A 17112-nucleotide genomic window follows, 5' to 3' on the forward strand; every position below is an offset into this window, starting at 1 on the left:
ACATCTGATAATTAAACCACTGTTGTTCAATTTAGGTAACTGAATAGGCTGATAATTTCATTTATATTGTCGCAAGTAGGGCTTGAAATATAGAATCAAAATACTGGTTTTATTGTTTAGCACTGTCGGGTGGGGAGTTCGCTTCATCAAACATTAAACCGCAAAATGAACCGTAAATACTACCGTATAAGTAGTACCGTGTTTTGCCTTTACAAACAGACTGCCCCATTATTAATGATAATACTTGTCACACAGCTTATAACAATGAAACGATAAGGTTCTGCAGTAATTTTCACTGTTTCAGATGTTTAGGTAGTTGTTGAGTTTATTAGCGCACAAAATACGTCAAGCGGAAGTGCATTTACACTGTATGGTACAGGAGAATACCACCTGAATTAAGCGCATTAATAGCATTAACTTATTTAGTTGAGCTTACTGATTAACAAAATTAATCGGTAATCTTAATATTCATTTGTGTTGAGCTATATTAAACGTAGTTTTATATATTGCCATCATCCGCTCTGCTACCTCTGGCGAAGTCGAATTATGGTGAGTCTGCTTTAAAAAATCATAGGCTGCAGGTGTTTTCATGTAATTATCAATTAAGGCGATTGCTTTTTTTCCTTCTGAAGTTTTACTACAAGCAAAGTACCCATTTATAAACTCGGGGTATTCACTAATGTCTCGACTTTCTAGCTGAGAAAATTGCGTATCTGTTAAGTTCATTTTCATAGTGTTTTCATAATCGATGATCATATCAACACGTTTATGAATTAATAATTGGCTAAGTTGAGCAAAGCTGTTTGCGCCTGTTATTTTTGCTACTTGGGTTCTATAATCCGAAAATATCGCATCTAATTGTTGATAACTTGTTGAACTAACTATGGCAAAGGTGTATTTGTTATTAAGTAATTTTGAAATAGAAACTTTTGCAGGTAAATCTTTTAAAGTGTTTTTGAAACCGAATAATTTGCGTTGCTGATGCATATAAGTTGGAATTTGAGAAAAGACAAGCTGTTTGTTTCGAGCTTTTGTTTTTATTAAATTAAAGCTACAAACTGCCTCGTTAGTCGATAAACGTTTAATTAATCGAGCATGATTTGTTCTCGTTAAAACGGTATCAAAATACGTGCTCAAAATTGGCTGAAAAAAATTATAGTATTGTTCGCCGGCTCTTGAATCGGCATCTTCATCTGAAAAATACGAATAAGATAAAATAGTGAGGGAGGGGGTCGCATAAATTAAATAAGGTGTAACTAATAAACTGATAAGAATACATATTTTAAAAAACTTCATATTTATGCCTTTTTCTTTAAAAATACCAAGTATCTCCAGTGTTGTCTTTATAAAAAGCCCTTTCGGGCTTTTTTGTACTAAATTTGAATTTTATTATCGAGCGTTGGTGCTTTCAAATATTTTGTCAGCAGAGGCTGCAACAAAACCAGTATAAAGCTCGCCGTCTGCTTTAGGGTAACGAATAGCAAACTCATAAAAGCAGCTAGGAATGCTCATATCACCGTCACTAAAGGTAACTGAGTATTCATCAGCAAGTGTTGACGATTGCTCTAGTAACACCTCTGGTGAGCCTTTAACTTCGCCGCCTGATGTATTAAGCGAAAAACCTGCATTTTTTAGAGCTTGGTTAACATCATGAATGTTATCAAACTTAGCAAGCGTATTAATATTTACGGTAAAGTGATTGGCACGGTAACCCCACGCCGACATCCACGCTGCATATTCGCTTTCAGCTAGCAGTTGTTTGTAAGTATCGGTGCTTACTTGCCAATGCGTGCCTGAATATAAAAAGTTGTCTGCTGTAACTGCACTTTCGTCAATTTGACTTACCATATCTGTCACGATGGCTTGTAACTCTGGCGAGCATTTTTCTACTAATAGCTCAGAGATAAACACTTTTGGCTGAGCCGGATCGCTATGCTCATAGTGTTTTGCGTAAAGTTTTTTAGCTTCAAAGTGGTACTCACCACATTCTTTGTAACCAATTGCTAAAAAGTGAGCGGCGAGCTTTTCAAGACTCACTTTTTCTATATTAAATGTACGCAGCGCAATATGATCGTTAATGATGTCATCTTTTTGCGTTGACCCTAAAAGGTCATGAATTTTATCTGCCGATGGAGTTACGTTTAAATAATTTTTCCAAAGGTTCTCAAATAATGTGTTTACATCAGTATGCATGTTAAGTCCTTAAATCTAAAATTTTGGTTTTATTGCTTATTCAATTACCAAGCCCGGCGCTAGGGTTTGCGGTAAGCTCACTTTGTCTGACTCCACAGATGCTACAGGGTATGCGCAATAATCGGCGGCATAGTATGCACTTGCTCTGTGATTTCCACTGGCGCCAATACCGCCAAATGGAGCTGCACTAGAGGCTCCTGTAATGGGGCGGTTCCAGTTAACAATACCGGCACGAATGCGCTTTAAAAAGTGAGTGTAGTCATCTTCACTGTCGCTAAGTAAACCTGCAGATAAACCAAAGCTTGTGTTGTTAGCTTCAATAATTGCACTGTCAAAGTCGGTATAACGATACACTTTAATTAGCGGTCCAAAATGCTCTTCATCTGGCATGTTGGTAATACTTGTTACATCAATAATACCAGGGCTTACAAAACCTGTGCCTGGTTTTAATTGCTTAAGTTCAACAAGGATTTGCGCGCCTTTTGAGACTAATTCACTTTGCGCGGCAACCATACCCAGTGCTGCTTTTTCGCTTATCATTGCACCCATAAAAGGCTGCTCTGTAGCAAAGCTGTCGTCTACAACTATGTTTTTAGTTGCGCTTATTAGCTTTTCTAAAATAGCATCGCCGCTGGCTGATTTTTCAATAAATAAGCGACGTGCACACGTACAACGTTGGCCAGAGGTAATAAAGCCTGATTGAATAATATCGTGCACAGCGGCGCTTATATCGCTCACATCTTTTACAATAAGAGGATTATTACCGCCCATTTCAAGTGCTAAAATTTTGCCAGGATGTCCTGCAAATTGCTTATGTAATAAGTGGCCTGTGTTTGAACTACCGGTAAAAAACAAGCCATCTATATCTTTATGAGAGGCAAGTGCTTTACCTGTGTCAACTTCACCTTGCACAAGGTTAATAACACCCGCTGGTAAGCCCGCTTTTAACCAAAGTGAGAGGGTAAATTCTGCAACGTGCGGCGTTAGTTCTGATGGCTTAAATACCACGGTATTACCGGCTAAAATTGCAGGAACAATATGCCCGTTTGGTAAATGCCCCGGAAAGTTATACGGACCAAAAATAGCCACAACGCCATGCGGTTTGTGTCTAATAAACGCTTTAGCACCGGGCATTGGGTTTTCGGTTGTACCTGTACGCTCATGGTACGCTTTTACAGATATAGCTACTTTGCCTGTCATTGCGCCCACTTCGGTACGGGTTTCCCATAATGGCTTACCCGTTTCGCGTGCAATAATAGTAGCAAATTCTTCGCTGTGTTCTTTTAATTGTGCTGCGAAGTTTTCTAAAATGGCGATACGCTCTTCAAGTGGTTTGTCTGCCCATTGTAATTGCGCGGCTCTAGCTGCTTTTATAGCAGAATCTACTTGCTGGGCGTTTGCGCCATTACCTTGCCATACCACATCGCCATTACTTGGATTGATTGACTCAAATGCTGGACCAAGTCCCACATGCCACTGATTATTAATTAGGTGTGTATTCATAAATTATTTACAAGCGGAAAAATCGCGCTGCATCTCCTTGGCTTAAATTAAGCGCATTAGCCACATCTTGGCTAATGACGAGGGTATGTTTTGCATGATTGTAATGTGCGTCTTTGGTAAATGTTGCTCTAAAGCCACTTACGCCTTGATTACATACAGCCAGCGTATCAGAGCTATTTTGTGATATGTGATCAAGCTCGCCAATCGTAACAGGGCAAACTTGAGAGTCGCGAATGCTGCGAATATTACCAAGCTTTGCTTCAACTGTTGGGCCTGCATCAAATAAGTCAACGTAGCCTCTGTGCTCAAAACCTTCCTTTTCTAATAGTTTTAGCGCAGGTTTTGTTTTTTCATGCACATGCCCAATCACTGCTTGGGCTTTTTTACTAAGCAAGTTCACATAAATAGGGTATTTAGGCATTAACTCGCTAATAAACACCTTATCGCCTAAGCCAACTAAGTGATCCGCTTGTGGAAATTCGATACTAAAAAAGTGCTCTTGTAGCCATTGCCAAAAAGGAGAATGACCGTCTTCGTCGCTAACACCGCGCATTTCAGCGATAACAGTATCGGCAAAACGCTCGCTGTGCTGAGCCATAAACAAAAAGCGTGAACGAGATAAAAATCGACCCGTTAGGCCTTTACGGCTATTTTCGCGCAAAAATAATGTACATATTTCTGAGCAACCAGTGTAGTCGTTACACATGCTTAAAATATCAACGGTGTTATATACATTTAAAGTAGGCGAGTGGTGTACTGTTTTACCCAAATGATAATGATATAAAGGCACCGATAAACCTACCGCAGCTTCTATAGCGGTTGTGCCAATAACGTCACCTGTTTCACTGTCTTCTAAAACAAATAAATAGCTTTCATCAAGTGGCTGGTTAATGTTTTTGGCAAAGCTTTTTTCAGCACGTTCAATCTTTTCTTTAAGCTGTGTATCGTCCACAGGTAAAGAGGTAAACCCATGACCGGATTCAATCGCTATTTGTTTAAGCGCGTCAAAATCATTGGCAGTAATAGGACGTAATACTTGCATTTATTGCTTGCTCCAATAGCACGCTTGTAGGCGTGCTAATTTAAACTCTATTAACCGTTTACTACATCGCTAACTGCTTTTTCAAAGCGCGCTAAGCCTTCTTTAATATCCTCAAACGGGATAACTAAAGACGGTGTAAAGCGAATTACATTCATGCCAGCTACAAGGTTCATTAAACCATTATTAGCACTGGCTACTAAAAAGTCGCGTGCACGGCCTTCAAATTTGTCATTTAGTACTGCGCCAATTAATAAGCCTTTACCGCGTACTTCGCTAAATACGTTGTATTTTTTGTTAATTGCGTTTAATCCGTCACGGAACAATTGCTCGCGCTCTTTAACTCCGTTTAGTACGTTTGGTGTATTTACTGTATCAAATGCTGCTTCAGCTACAGCACAAGCTAGCGGATTACCGCCATAAGTAGAACCGTGAGTACCAATTTTTAAATGCTCAGCAATCGGTGTACGTGTGATCATAGCGCCAATTGGAAAACCACCACCCAATGCTTTTGCCGTTGTTAAAATGTCAGGAACAACCCCTAAACCTTCATAAGCGTATAAATCGCCTGTGCGACCAACACCCGTTTGTACTTCATCAAAAATAAGTAACGCGTTATGTTTAGTACAAAGTTCGCGTACTTTTTTAGCAAATTCATCTGTTGGTGAAATAATACCGCCTTCACCTTGTAATGGTTCCATCATAACAGCACATGTTTTATCGCTGATCAGCGCTTCAAATGCCGCTATATCGTTAAAATCACAATGTACTATGTCAGCTGGTTTTGGACCAAAGCCATCTGAATAAGCCGCTTGCCCGCCCACAGTTACTGTAAAGAATGTACGACCATGGAAACCTTTATTAAATGCAATAATTTGCGATTTTTCAGCGCCATATACGTCCAATGCATAACGACGAGCTAACTTAAGCGCGGCTTCGTTTGCTTCTGCGCCTGAGTTTGCAAAGTAAACTTTATCAGCGAATGTTGCTTCAACCATTTTTTGAGCTAAACGAAGTGCTGGCTCATTGGTCATAACATTTGATAAATGCCAAATTTTTTCGCCTTGCTCTTTTAATGCTTTAACTAATGCAGGATGACAGTGACCCAAACAGTTAACGGCAATACCACCGGCAAAATCAATGAACTCATTGTTATTTTGATCCCAAACGCGTGAACCTTCACCACGAACTGGGATAATTGCTGATGGGTTATAGTTTGGTACCATTACGTCGTTAAATAAGTCTCTAGTTACTTGCATTTTTGTACACCTAAATTAAATGGGCTTAGATAAAAGATTAGTTGCTAAATTAAAGAAGAATATAGCCGTTATTCTTGAGCAAACACGTTATTATTTTTTATAGGACACTATTATCGAAGGTTCGCAGTTAAAATTGCAGTGCTATTTTGTGAAAAATGGTTAGAATAAAAGGCAAAATAACGAAATAAATAACCATTATGATAACTCCACAAGACGAAAAGCTATTATCGATACTAAAAACAAATGCACGCGCGAGTATTTCTGACCTTGCCAGACTATTGAACCTGTCGCGCTCTACAGTGCAAAGTAGAATGTTAAAGTTAGAAGAAAGCGGGGTAATTAAAGGGTATAGCGTAGACTACGGAGATGACTATTTAAACAAAATGGTATCGGCGCATGTATCAATAAAAGTAAAGCAAAAGCTCACCACTAAAACCAACTTAGAACTAAAACAAATTGATGCCATTTCACAGCTTTATGCCATAAGTGGCGAGTTTGATTTAATTGCGGTGGTCCAAGCACAAAATTTGGAGCAACTTAGTCATTTGCTAGACGATATTGGCAACCTTGATGGGGTAGAGCGTACAACATCGTCTGTTATTTTAGAAACCAAATTCAAGCGATGAGCCAGAGTATGTATTATGTCAATGCATCAGATTACTTTGTTGATGCATTGGTTATTTTTGGCGTCACTTTTACTCTTTTCACCACAGTTTTATTTGCTTCATCAAGCTTAATAAAGTAAGCATTACCGCCAATACCTTTAAACTCTTCATCTGTGAATACAATGGTGTTGTCGTCAAAGAACGTAACAGCCTCTTTTTGAGTAACAATCCCTAGGTCTATTTTTGATACATCACCAGAGAAAAATTTATCACCTTCAAAGTTTTCAAATAACCAAATACTGGTTGAATCAAGTAATACCAATTTTTTACGATCAGGACTTAAGGCTGCTGATGTTATCCAACATAGTTTTTCTAATGTAGTACATGTTTTAAAAGAATCGATTAACTCAGCTTTAAAGTTAGCGGCGTGATCGCCCACTTTATATACCTTAGTAATACCATCAAACGGTTCAGTGCGGTTTTTAGTAAATAAATATAAATGACGGCCAAGCGCGACAAATGCTTCTAAATCAAAATTTCGATTATTGGGTTTTATTGGACTTCCATCCATTTCTGGGTAGGTAAACTTTATAATTTCTGCTTGAGTTATATCTGTTTTTATATCTATTGGGTTTTCTATTTTATAAATAGTGAGCCATCTGCGGTCGTTTTTGTTATTGCCAAAATCACCTAGGAAAAAATGCCCAAACTTGTTTTGAGTCATATCTTCCCAGTCTATGTTTTTGGCATTTTCAACTAAGATTTCTTTGGCGATAGAGCCATCTTTATTGAGCCTATATAGTTTGGGTTCATTGCCTCCATCGTTAATAGCCCATAGGCGTTTTTGCTTATCAAATTCTATACCTGATATTTCTTTTAATTTAGGATCAACTGAGATTTCTTTTTTGCTATAAAGGGTATAGATTGAAGAACCAATAAGTGTGGCTATTATTAAAAAGGTGATTGCTATAGTTATTAGAATGCTTTTTTTCAACATGAAAATTATGATATTTCAAAGTATTAATATGCGGTTTATTATCGTTTATAAAAGCGCATAACAAAAGAATTTTATAAGTTTAAGTAATACTTTTGAATTATTTCATGTTTGGTACTAATAAAAGTTTAGACAATAAATAAAGTGTGGCACGTCTAGTTGGTTTAAATATTGCTCTATAATATTGAGCTTTTCAAAAGTGAATGTTTAGATACTAACTGCACTTTTTAGGTGCAAAAAAAAGAATTGCTGCACTGTAATAATGCGTAAATAAAGTTTTGGTTAACTTACAACGTGTTTAATGATTTTGAATGGAATCCACATCGCCTTTTTGTTTAGTTGTATGGCCTGTGGCAAAGATTAATTACCCTTTATGGTTTAGTTGGAGCCTGCTATGTTGAATAAACGTTTTTTTAAAACAAAAGATGAAGCTGAAGTTACTTTTGAGTTCACTCACCCTGAGGCAGAGCAAGTCTGTTTGCTAGGTGAATTTAATGATTGGCAGCCAGTGCCAATGAAGCTCAATAAAAAACAGGGCGTTTTTAAATGTAAGCAACGCCTTCCTATTGATCAGCAGTTCCATTTTCGTTATCTAATCAATGGAGATATCTGGGATAACGACCACCAAGCCGACGGTTACATTGGTAATACATTTGGCACAGAAAATAGCATAGTGAATACGCAACGTATAAATTAAGGCCAATAAATGGACGCTCTTTCGCAGTTATTTTACCTGCATGGCATTGGTTATGAATTCACTAAATACACTGGTGAACAGGTTGTTTTTAGCGACGATACACGAAAGCAAGCTTTACAATGCTGTGGTATTGACACTAACGATGCTAATCAAATAGCGCATCTTAACTATGAATTAGATGCAGCTACTTGGCAGCAATTAGTTCCGCGTATTAGCTTGCTTGAATGGCCTGAAAATACCTTAAAGATTCGTATAGATGAGCGTCAACAGCATTTATGTGTAGGCATAAAAGTAGAGGCGCTTGGTCTTGACTTGGCATTTCAAACTATGCGTGATTTACCTGTCACAGGTGAATATTACTTGCATGGCGTGCGATATATTGAGGTTGCGCTTGAATTACCTTTTATCCCAGCTGGATATTATGATGCAACGATAAAAGTAGGCGAGCAATTTTCAAATACACAGGTTTGGTCTGTTCCTGAACAAGTATATCAAGTAGATGATATAAAGCGTACAGGGCTCTCTATTCAGCTTTATACTTTAAAAAATAAAGCGCTATTAGGTGTTGGAGATTTTAGCGATTTATTATCGTTAACTCATTTATGTAGTGCGCAAAACATGGATTATATTTTACTTAATCCACTTCATTTATTATTTGCCGATATGCCAGAGCGAGCAAGTCCTTATAGCCCTAACAGTCGTGCTTTGCTAAACCCTTTATATATTGCCATTGATTTATGTGACGACGCTAATAACAATGCAGCGCTAAATGCTTTAATGCAAAGTGATGATGTTATTTCTCTCATGCAAAGCAATGATCAATTTATAAATTACGAAAACGTAAGTCGTATTAAATATACGTTATTTAAAGCGCTTTATAGTCAGTTTGAATTAACTGCCAGTAATGAGCGTCGACAAGCGTTTACAGCATTTTGTAACACTCATACAAGTACGCTAAATACCCTTGAATCAGATAATTTAACGTTTGACTATTATTTGCAGTGGCAAGCGTATTTACAGTTAGCACTTTGTCAAAAAAGTTGTATAGAGCTGGGAATGGCTATTGGTTTAATCAACGATTTAGCTGTTGGGTGTGCTGGCGATGGGGCCGAATTTAAAAATCAGCAATCATTATTTAGCCAAGAGGCAAGTGTTGGTGCCCCGCCAGACCCATGGGCTGAAGCAGGTCAAAATTGGGGGCTTCCGGCACTCAATCCTCGCAGTCTTAGCAATAATCACTTCGAGTTTTATCGCTCACTTATTCGCGCAAATATGCAAAATGTAGGTGGTCTCAGAATTGACCATGTAATGGCTATTAGGCGTTTATGGTGGTGTTTTGAAACGAATGGTAAACAAGATGGCTGTTATGTTTATTATCCGTTTGAGCATTTACTCGCAATTTTAAAAATTGAATCGCATATTAATCAAAGTATTGTTATTGGCGAAGATCTGGGTGTAGTCCCCCCTGAGGTAAGAGATGCTTTAGCCTCTAGCGGTATTTTTTCTAACAGCTTATTTTATTTTGAAAAACAGCACGATGATGAATTTTTATTGGTTAACGATTTACCATCACGTTGCTTATTAATGATTGCCAATCACGATGTGCCTCCTTTTATGGGCTGGTGGCAACACGATGATTTAGATATAAAGCAGCAATACAGTTTAATTAACGAGCAGCAATGCAACGACTTAACCCACCAACGTGTTGAAGAGCAAGAGCGATTATTGCGCTTTATTAATGCCAATCAAACAAAAGAACTTAACCTACAAGCTAATGCAATGGACGTTTACAAATCACTTGCCTTATGTTTAGCAAAGTCGCAATCACGATTACTTGCGCTGCAAATAGATGATTTAGATGAGCAGCTTTACAGTGTGAATATTCCAGGAACAGATACCGAGTATCCCAATTGGCGGCGTGTTTTAACACACACTTGCGAAGAGATTTTTAGTAAAAATGCCTCTTTGTTAGCTGCAATAGATTCAATAAGGAAAGGTTAATGAGTAGCTCAGCAGTAGATAATATTGGATCTTCTTTTAATAGTTATGATGATCAAGTACAAGCGTTAAGCGCAGGTCGTTTTAAAGACCCGTTTAGCTTTCTTGGGGCACATAAACTAACAAACACAGACACAGAGTTACGACTTTACTTACCCACTGCGTTGAATGTTGTAATTAACCTTGGCGGTAAAAAAATAAAAGCGCTGCGATATAAGCAAAGTGATTTGTTTATTGCAAAGCTAAAAACATTGCCAAGCGCGCCATATCAATGTGATGTTGAATACACAAATACAGCCGTTACGTTTTACGATGAATACAGTTTTGACACTGCGCTCGATACACAGGCAATGTACTTATTTAACGAAGGTAGTTTAGAGCATGCATACTCACACTTTGGTGCACATTTTAGCACTCAACAAAATGTAGAGGGGGTGCGTTTTTGTGTGTGGGCGCCAAATGCAGCAAGTGTATCAATTATTGGAGAATTTAATTTTTGGCAAGCTAATCGTCACTTTATGCGCTTTCATCCTGCAAGTGGTGTATGGGAATTATTTATACCAGGCCTTAAAGCTGACATGTGCTATAAATTTGCAATTACCGCACAAAGTGGAGACGTGTTTGAAAAAGCAGACCCATATGCGTTTAAAATGCAGCAAGCCCCCGGTACTGCCAGTGTATTGCAATACAAACCAGAACCTATAATTCTTGATGAACAGGCCTTAAAAAATAGACAAAAGCGTAACCATATTGATGCACCAATTAGTATTTATGAAGTGCATTTAGGCTCATGGCAACGCGCTGAAAATAATCGTTATTTAAGTTACGCAGAGCTTGCTGACAAGCTAGTTAGCTATGCACTTGAAATGAATTTCACCCACCTACAGCTTATGCCTATCAGTGAATACCCGTTTGATGGCTCGTGGGGCTATCAACCCGTTGGTTTATTTGCACCTACTAGCCGTTTTGGTGACTATAACAGTTTTAAATATTTTGTAGAGCAATGCCATAAAGCAAATTTAGGTATTTTACTCGACTGGGTACCTGGGCATTTTCCAAGTGATCCGCATGGTTTGCATCGTTTTGATGGCACTCATTTGTACGAACATGCCGATATGCGTCAAGGTTTTCATCCCGATTGGAATACCTATATTTATAATTACGATCGCCCTGAAGTTAAAAGCTTTTTGATTTCTAATGCAATGTATTGGTTACACCAATTTGGGCTTGATGGTTTACGAGTAGATGCAGTGGCTTCAATGTTGTATTTAGATTACAGCCGTAAAGAAGGTGAATGGATCCCTAATTGTTATGGTGGACGCGAGAACCTTGGTGCAATCGAGTGCCTAAAGCAGGTTAATTTACGAAGTTATAAAAACAACCCTGGCATCATGATGATAGCCGAAGAATCAACTGCATGGCCAGGTGTTACACAAAGTGTTGAGCATAACGGTTTAGGGTTTGGCTATAAATGGAATATGGGTTGGATGAACGATAGTTTGCACTATATGCAACGCGATCCGCTTTACAAACAGCACCACCATCACGAAATAACCTTTTCGATGGTATACGCCTTTAGTGAGAACTTCATACTGCCATTGAGTCACGACGAAGTAGTGCATGGCAAAGGCTCACTTATTGAAAAAATGCCAGGGGATGATTGGCAAAAGTTCGCAAACCTTCGAGCTTATTATGCGTTTATGTGGGCGCATCCAGGTAAAAAATTATTGTTTATGGGTTGTGAAATAGCTCAGCGCACTGAGTGGGGCCACGATCATTCGCTTGATTGGCACTTATTAGAGCATCAAAGTCACAATGGTATAAAACAAACAATTAAAACACTCAATCATGTATATAAAAACCAACCTGCTTTGTACGAACTTGACACAAGTGCAGCAGGCTTTGATTGGATAGATAACAACAATAACGATCAAAGTATTTTAAGTTTTGTACGGTATGCCAAAAATGCACGAAATTTAGTGGTTGTTATAGCTAATTTCACTCCAGAGTCTTATCAAAATTACGTCATTGGTGTGCCAAATAAAGGCCGCTATAAAGTAATTTTAAATACAGATGAAACCGATTATTTTGGCTCAGGGATAGACGTTACACAAAACGAATTAAAGATAGTTACTACCTTCGACAGCCCTAATCATGGGTTCGCTCAAAGCATTTCTATTGCCATTGGTGGTTTAACTACTATTTATTTACAAAAGGTCGAAGATGAGTAATCAATTTGAAGTCACTCACGGCCAAGTTGAACCCTTAGGTTCAAGTGTTACTGACGGCGGTGTAAATTTTGCACTTTATGCACCAAAAGCAACTCAAGCTTATTTATGTTTATTTGACAAAAGTGGCCATTCAGAAATATTAAAGGTGGCAATGAGCATTAACGAAGGCGGCATTTGGAGTATTCATATATTTCCTTTAAATACAGGTGCTTTGTATGGCTTTAGAGTAGAGGGTGAATATAACCCTAAGCACGGTCAATTGTTTAACGAAAACAAACTATTAATAGACCCTTACGCAAAAGACTTATTTGGTGAGTTTACTTGGAGTGAGCGTCATTATGGGCAAATGCCAATCGGCACTAAAAGCACCGTAAATAATGCGATTGATATACCTAAGTCAAAAGTAGCAGCACCTGTGTTGTACGCGCATAAAAAGCCAAACCATAGATGGTCAAATACGGTTATATACGAATGCCATGTGAAAGGAGCAACGTGCCGTCATCCCGAAATACCTAAGTACTTACAAGGGAAATTTTTAGGACTAAGTCATCCCCGTTTTATTGAACACTTACAGAGCTTTGGTATTACAGCTGTGGAACTTTTACCTGTTCATTCATTTATTAGTGAACAATTTTTAACGGGTAAAGGGCTGCAAAATTATTGGGGTTACAACACGCTTAACTTTTTTACACCTCATAAAGACTACTTGGTTAAAGACGATATAAATGAGTTTAAGCAAATGGTGCGAGAGCTTCATGCGGCCGACATTGAAGTTATTATCGACGTTGTTTACAACCATACCGCAGAGGCCGGTAATGATGGCCCAATATTGTCACTTAGAGGCTTTGATAACTTAGCTTATTACCGCACTGTAAGCGATCGACCAGATTTATATATAAACGATACTGGATGCGGTAACACGATTAATATTGACCACCCTCGTGTATTACAACTTGTACTCGATAGTCTTCGTTATTGGGTTGAAGTAATGGGAGTTGATGGCTTCAGGTTTGATTTGGCGACTATTTTAGGGCGTTCTCAATCTGGGTTTAGCGCTTCTCATACTTTCTTACAAGCGGTTGCCCAAGATCCTATTTTAAACAAAGTAAAGCTCATTAGTGAACCGTGGGATATAGGCCCTGGTGGCTATCAGTTAGGTGCTTTTCCGGCACCTTGGCGAGAATGGAACGACCAATATCGTGATGTAATAAAGCGTTTTTGGAAAAGTGAAGAAGGCATTATCGCCACCGTTGCCAAACGTTTACATGGCTCATTTGATATCTTCGAGCACAGTGAGCGCGGTCCGCTCAATAGTATAAATTTTATAACGAGTCACGACGGTTTTACGCTTGCTGACTTAGTTAGCTACGAAGAAAAACACAATGAGGCAAATGGTGAGCAAAATCGAGATGGTCACAGTGCTAATCATTCTTTTAATTGTGGTGTAGAAGGGTTTACAAATGATCCCAAAATAACAGCGCTCCGCTTGCAACAGCAAAAAAACTTTTTGCTTACACTTATTTTGTCCAAAGGAGTTCCTATGCTCTCATCTGGGAGTGAAATAGCGCACTCGCAAGGGGGAAATAATAATGCTTATTGCCAAAATAATCGCACCAGTTGGCTTGCATGGAAAGACTCACAATTAAATCATACATTGACTCGTTTTATAGACGATGCACTAAAAATCAGACGTACCCACAGTGCGTTTAAACACAGTGTGTTTTTAGATGATATTGATGAGCGCTTTACAGTTAGGTGGTTTACCGAAGAAGGTGTAACTATGACTGACGCGCATTGGCATGAAAATACGCGTCAGTTTTTAATGTACAGCTTGCTCGATAAGCAAAATAAACATGCACTTTTAATAATTTTTAATGCGAGTAAAAAAGTAATGTCCTGCCAATTGCCGCAATCTCCAATAAGTGCGCCTTGGCAAATGGTTTTATCAAGTGTAAATAATGCATCTGTAAGTAGTAACAACGATGCGATGGTTGAAATTTCTGCACAAAGTAGCTGGGTTTTCAGTTCAAATTTAGAGGAAGTAGGTCATGGCTAAGCAAGATGAACAAGTGTGTGTAGTAAAGGGTTGGCAAGAAGGCCCTGTTATTGATGAAAGTACGTTAAAAGATGATTTAACACGTCACTTTTATTACACCCTCGGCCGAGATAAGGTCGGCGAATCACAGTTATATTTATATCATGCATTAGCGCTCACTATTCGCGATCGACTTGTTGCTCGTTGCAGAGAAACCAATCAACAAATTAGACAGCAAAAGCGCCGTAAAACGGCTTACCTTTCTCTTGAGTTTTTAATGGGACGAGCACTGGGTAACGCTATTTTAAATCTAGATTTAGATGATCAAGTTGCTTCTGCATTACAAGAATATTGTACAACAGTCGAAACGCTTGAAGATGCCGAACATGATGCAGGGCTAGGTAATGGTGGTTTAGGGCGTTTAGCGGCCTGTTTTTTAGATAGCTGTGCAAGTTTGGCCCTGCCTGTCATTGGGTATGGCCTTCGTTACGAATACGGTATGTTTAATCAGTCTATAAATGACGGAAATCAAATAGAACAACCCGACAACTGGCTTCGTGAAGGACATCCATGGGAACTGAGTGCTCCAGAGCATGCAAAGCGCGTTAAGTTTAGTGGCTATGTGCAAAGCTATACAGATAAATATGGCCGAGAGCATCGTCAATGGATGAGTTCGCACGATGTATTAGCTGTGCCTTATGATGTACCAATTCCTGGCTATAAAAATAATATTGTTAATACACTTCGTCTGTGGAAGTCAGAAGCGACAGATGAATTTAATCTAACTGAGTTTAATGCCGGTAGTTACTCAGAAGCTGTAGCACAAAAAAATCTAGCTGAACAAATTACTATGGTGCTTTACCCAAACGACAGTAGCGAAAATGGTAAAGAACTTAGGTTACGCCAACAGTATTTTTTATCGTCTGCGAGTATTCAAGACATTGTTGATCAATGGGTTGCACAACACGGTGAGAGTTTTTCTGATTTTTCTGATTTTCATGTGTTTCAATTAAACGACACGCATCCAAGTATTGCTGTTGCAGAGCTGATGCGTATTTTGATTGATGACTACGAACTTGATTGGGAAGATGCTTGGAAAATTACTACTAAAACAATGGCCTATACAAATCATACCTTACTTCCTGAGGCACTTGAAAAGTGGTCAGTATCTTTGTTTGCAAGGTTATTACCGCGTATTTTAGAAATAGTTTACGAGATAAATGCACGTTTTTTAGCCCAAGTTGCACAGCAGTGGCCAGGGGATGTTAACAAACAGCGAGCGCTATCGCTTATTGAAGAAGGTGATGAGCCGCAAATTCGTATGGCTTATTTAGCAATAGTCGGCAGTTACTCCGTAAATGGAGTCGCGGCACTGCATACTGAGTTACTAAAAGCGGGCTTGTTTAAAGAGTTTTATGCACTGTGGCCAGATAAGTTTAATAACAAAACAAATGGCGTAACACCACGTCGTTGGCTTGCTCACTGCAACCCTATTCTAAGCAAATTAATTAGCGAAAAAATTGGTAACGATTGGGTAGGCGATTTTAGTCAAATTAGTCAACTACGTCGATTTTTTGATGACCAAACCTTTCATATTCAGTGGCAATCAGCTAAACGCGAAAACAAACAACGCCTTGTTGATTTAGTCAAAGCGCGTTGCGGTGTTGAGTTCGATGTATCGATGATGTTTGACGTACAAGTTAAGCGAATTCATGAATACAAACGCCAACTACTTAATGTGTTGCATGTAATTCATCTATATGACCGTATTCGTCGCGGTGATACGCAAGGGCTTGTTCCGCGTTGTGTATTACTCGGCGGTAAAGCTGCGCCAGGCTATTACATGGCTAAAAAAATTATTAAACTAATCAACAATGTGGCTGAGGTTATTAATAAAGATCCATTAGCAGCACCGTATTTACGTGTAGCATTTTTACCAAATTATAACGTAACAGCAATGGAAGTTATTTGCCCTGCAACCGATTTGTCAGAGCAAGTATCTACCGCAGGTAAAGAAGCATCAGGTACAGGTAACATGAAGTTCATGATGAATGGTGCATTGACGATAGGTACACTTGATGGCGCAAATATTGAAATTAGAGATGCCGTGGGTGCTGATAATTTCTTTTTGTTTGGTGCTCAAGCACATCAAATTGATGATATTAAATCACGTTATAATCCAGAGCATTTAATTTCACAAAATAGTGACTTGGCAAACGTAATGCAGCTTTTAGAAAGTGGCCATTTTAATTTATTCGAACCATGCTTATTTGATGACGTGATCAATGCGATTAAGAGCCCGAATGATCCTTGGTTGGTCGCGCATGATTTTGAAAGCTATGTTGATGCTCAAAAACAAGTAGATAAGACCTACACTGATCAAACCTACTGGACACAAATGAGTATTTTAAATACAGCAGCCAGTGGCATGTTTTCAAGTGATAGAACCATAAGCCAATACAGTGACGACATTTGGCATTTAGAACCCCTCAACATTAGTGCAACAGACTTAACGACAACTAAAAGTCATACCACTAACAGCAAAAACTAAATGGAGA

12 protein-coding genes are annotated in these 17112 nt (G+C 38.6%); 6 read left to right on the forward strand and 6 right to left on the reverse strand.

The window, feature by feature from the left end:
* Positions 1-468: 468 nt before the first annotated feature.
* The 5 genes from DC53_RS08860 to DC53_RS08840 all read right to left on the reverse strand — a co-directional run bounded on the left by DC53_RS08860 (position 469) and on the right by DC53_RS08840 (position 5994).
* Positions 469-1296: a transporter substrate-binding domain-containing protein gene (locus tag DC53_RS08860; RefSeq protein WP_033030150.1), complete on the reverse strand. Its 828-nt coding sequence runs from the start codon at positions 1294-1296 to the stop codon at positions 469-471.
* 93 nt (positions 1297-1389) lie between these two features.
* On the reverse strand, positions 1390-2193 hold the full coding sequence (locus tag DC53_RS08855; RefSeq protein ID WP_033030152.1) for a DUF1338 domain-containing protein: 804 nt from the start codon (positions 2191-2193) through the stop codon (positions 1390-1392).
* Between the two features lie 36 nt (positions 2194-2229).
* Complete coding sequence (astD, locus tag DC53_RS08850) at positions 2230-3696, reverse strand: succinylglutamate-semialdehyde dehydrogenase (RefSeq protein ID WP_033030154.1); 1467 nt, start codon at positions 3694-3696, stop codon at positions 2230-2232.
* A 7-nt stretch (positions 3697-3703) separates the two neighbouring features.
* Entirely contained in the window at positions 3704-4738 is a 1035-nt protein-coding gene (astA, locus tag DC53_RS08845) for an arginine N-succinyltransferase (protein WP_007376359.1), read from the reverse strand.
* A 50-nt stretch (positions 4739-4788) separates the two neighbouring features.
* On the reverse strand, positions 4789-5994 hold the full coding sequence (locus DC53_RS08840) for an aspartate aminotransferase family protein (RefSeq protein WP_033030156.1): 1206 nt from the start codon (positions 5992-5994) through the stop codon (positions 4789-4791).
* A 197-nt stretch (positions 5995-6191) separates the two neighbouring features.
* Here DC53_RS08840 and DC53_RS08835 point away from each other — a divergent pair, with 197 nt between their 5' ends.
* Complete coding sequence (locus DC53_RS08835; RefSeq protein WP_007376357.1) at positions 6192-6620, forward strand: Lrp/AsnC family transcriptional regulator; 429 nt, start codon at positions 6192-6194, stop codon at positions 6618-6620.
* A 31-nt stretch (positions 6621-6651) separates the two neighbouring features.
* Here the strand turns inward: DC53_RS08835 and DC53_RS08830 are convergent, their stop codons facing one another.
* The gene (locus tag DC53_RS08830) at positions 6652-7596 is read right to left on the reverse strand and encodes a hypothetical protein (protein WP_033030158.1); all 945 of its coding nucleotides are present in this window, start codon (positions 7594-7596) and stop codon (positions 6652-6654) included.
* Positions 7597-7987: 391 nt separating this feature from the next.
* On the opposite strand from DC53_RS08830, the gene DC53_RS08825 reads away from it, so the two are divergent.
* From DC53_RS08825 to DC53_RS08805, 5 genes are read left to right on the forward strand one after another with little or no spacing between them, the layout of a single operon-like run.
* Positions 7988-8290 (forward strand): isoamylase early set domain-containing protein, encoded by a 303-nt coding sequence (locus tag DC53_RS08825; protein WP_007376355.1) that lies wholly within the window; start codon positions 7988-7990, stop codon positions 8288-8290.
* Positions 8291-8299: 9 nt separating this feature from the next.
* Entirely contained in the window at positions 8300-10291 is a 1992-nt protein-coding gene (gene malQ / locus DC53_RS08820) for a 4-alpha-glucanotransferase (RefSeq protein ID WP_033030160.1), read from the forward strand.
* Positions 10291-12519, forward strand: coding sequence for a 1,4-alpha-glucan branching protein GlgB (gene glgB, locus DC53_RS08815; RefSeq protein WP_033030162.1), 2229 nt, complete (start codon positions 10291-10293; stop codon positions 12517-12519). Before malQ ends, glgB begins: the two co-directional genes overlap by 1 nt.
* Entirely contained in the window at positions 12512-14575 is a 2064-nt protein-coding gene (glgX, locus tag DC53_RS08810) for a glycogen debranching protein GlgX (protein WP_033030164.1), read from the forward strand. Before glgB ends, glgX begins: the two co-directional genes overlap by 8 nt.
* Positions 14568-17105 (forward strand): glycogen/starch/alpha-glucan phosphorylase, encoded by a 2538-nt coding sequence (locus tag DC53_RS08805; RefSeq protein WP_033030166.1) that lies wholly within the window; start codon positions 14568-14570, stop codon positions 17103-17105. Before glgX ends, DC53_RS08805 begins: the two co-directional genes overlap by 8 nt.
* Positions 17106-17112: the final 7 nt, after the last annotated feature.

The organism is Pseudoalteromonas fuliginea, assembly GCF_000690055.1.
In the GTDB taxonomy this organism is placed as follows: domain Bacteria; phylum Pseudomonadota; class Gammaproteobacteria; order Enterobacterales; family Alteromonadaceae; genus Pseudoalteromonas; species Pseudoalteromonas fuliginea.

What these genes read in the sequence shown, in the direction of transcription:
- DC53_RS08860 (WP_033030150.1), bottom strand. Translation starts at nt 1,296, where the DNA reads ATGAAGTTTTTTAAAATATGTATTCTTATCAGTTTATTAGTTACACCT.
- DC53_RS08855 (WP_033030152.1), bottom strand. Translation starts at nt 2,193, where the DNA reads ATGCATACTGATGTAAACACATTATTTGAGAACCTTTGGAAAAATTAT.
- malQ (WP_033030160.1), top strand. Translation starts at nt 8,300, where the DNA reads ATGGACGCTCTTTCGCAGTTATTTTACCTGCATGGCATTGGTTATGAA.
- DC53_RS08840 (WP_033030156.1), bottom strand. Translation starts at nt 5,994, where the DNA reads ATGCAAGTAACTAGAGACTTATTTAACGACGTAATGGTACCAAACTAT.
- DC53_RS08835 (WP_007376357.1), top strand. Translation starts at nt 6,192, where the DNA reads ATGATAACTCCACAAGACGAAAAGCTATTATCGATACTAAAAACAAAT.
- astA (WP_007376359.1), bottom strand. Translation starts at nt 4,738, where the DNA reads ATGCAAGTATTACGTCCTATTACTGCCAATGATTTTGACGCGCTTAAA.
- glgB (WP_033030162.1), top strand. Translation starts at nt 10,291, where the DNA reads ATGAGTAGCTCAGCAGTAGATAATATTGGATCTTCTTTTAATAGTTAT.
- DC53_RS08805 (WP_033030166.1), top strand. Translation starts at nt 14,568, where the DNA reads ATGGCTAAGCAAGATGAACAAGTGTGTGTAGTAAAGGGTTGGCAAGAA.
- glgX (WP_033030164.1), top strand. Translation starts at nt 12,512, where the DNA reads ATGAGTAATCAATTTGAAGTCACTCACGGCCAAGTTGAACCCTTAGGT.
- astD (WP_033030154.1), bottom strand. Translation starts at nt 3,696, where the DNA reads ATGAATACACACCTAATTAATAATCAGTGGCATGTGGGACTTGGTCCA.
- DC53_RS08825 (WP_007376355.1), top strand. Translation starts at nt 7,988, where the DNA reads ATGTTGAATAAACGTTTTTTTAAAACAAAAGATGAAGCTGAAGTTACT.
- DC53_RS08830 (WP_033030158.1), bottom strand. Translation starts at nt 7,596, where the DNA reads ATGTTGAAAAAAAGCATTCTAATAACTATAGCAATCACCTTTTTAATA.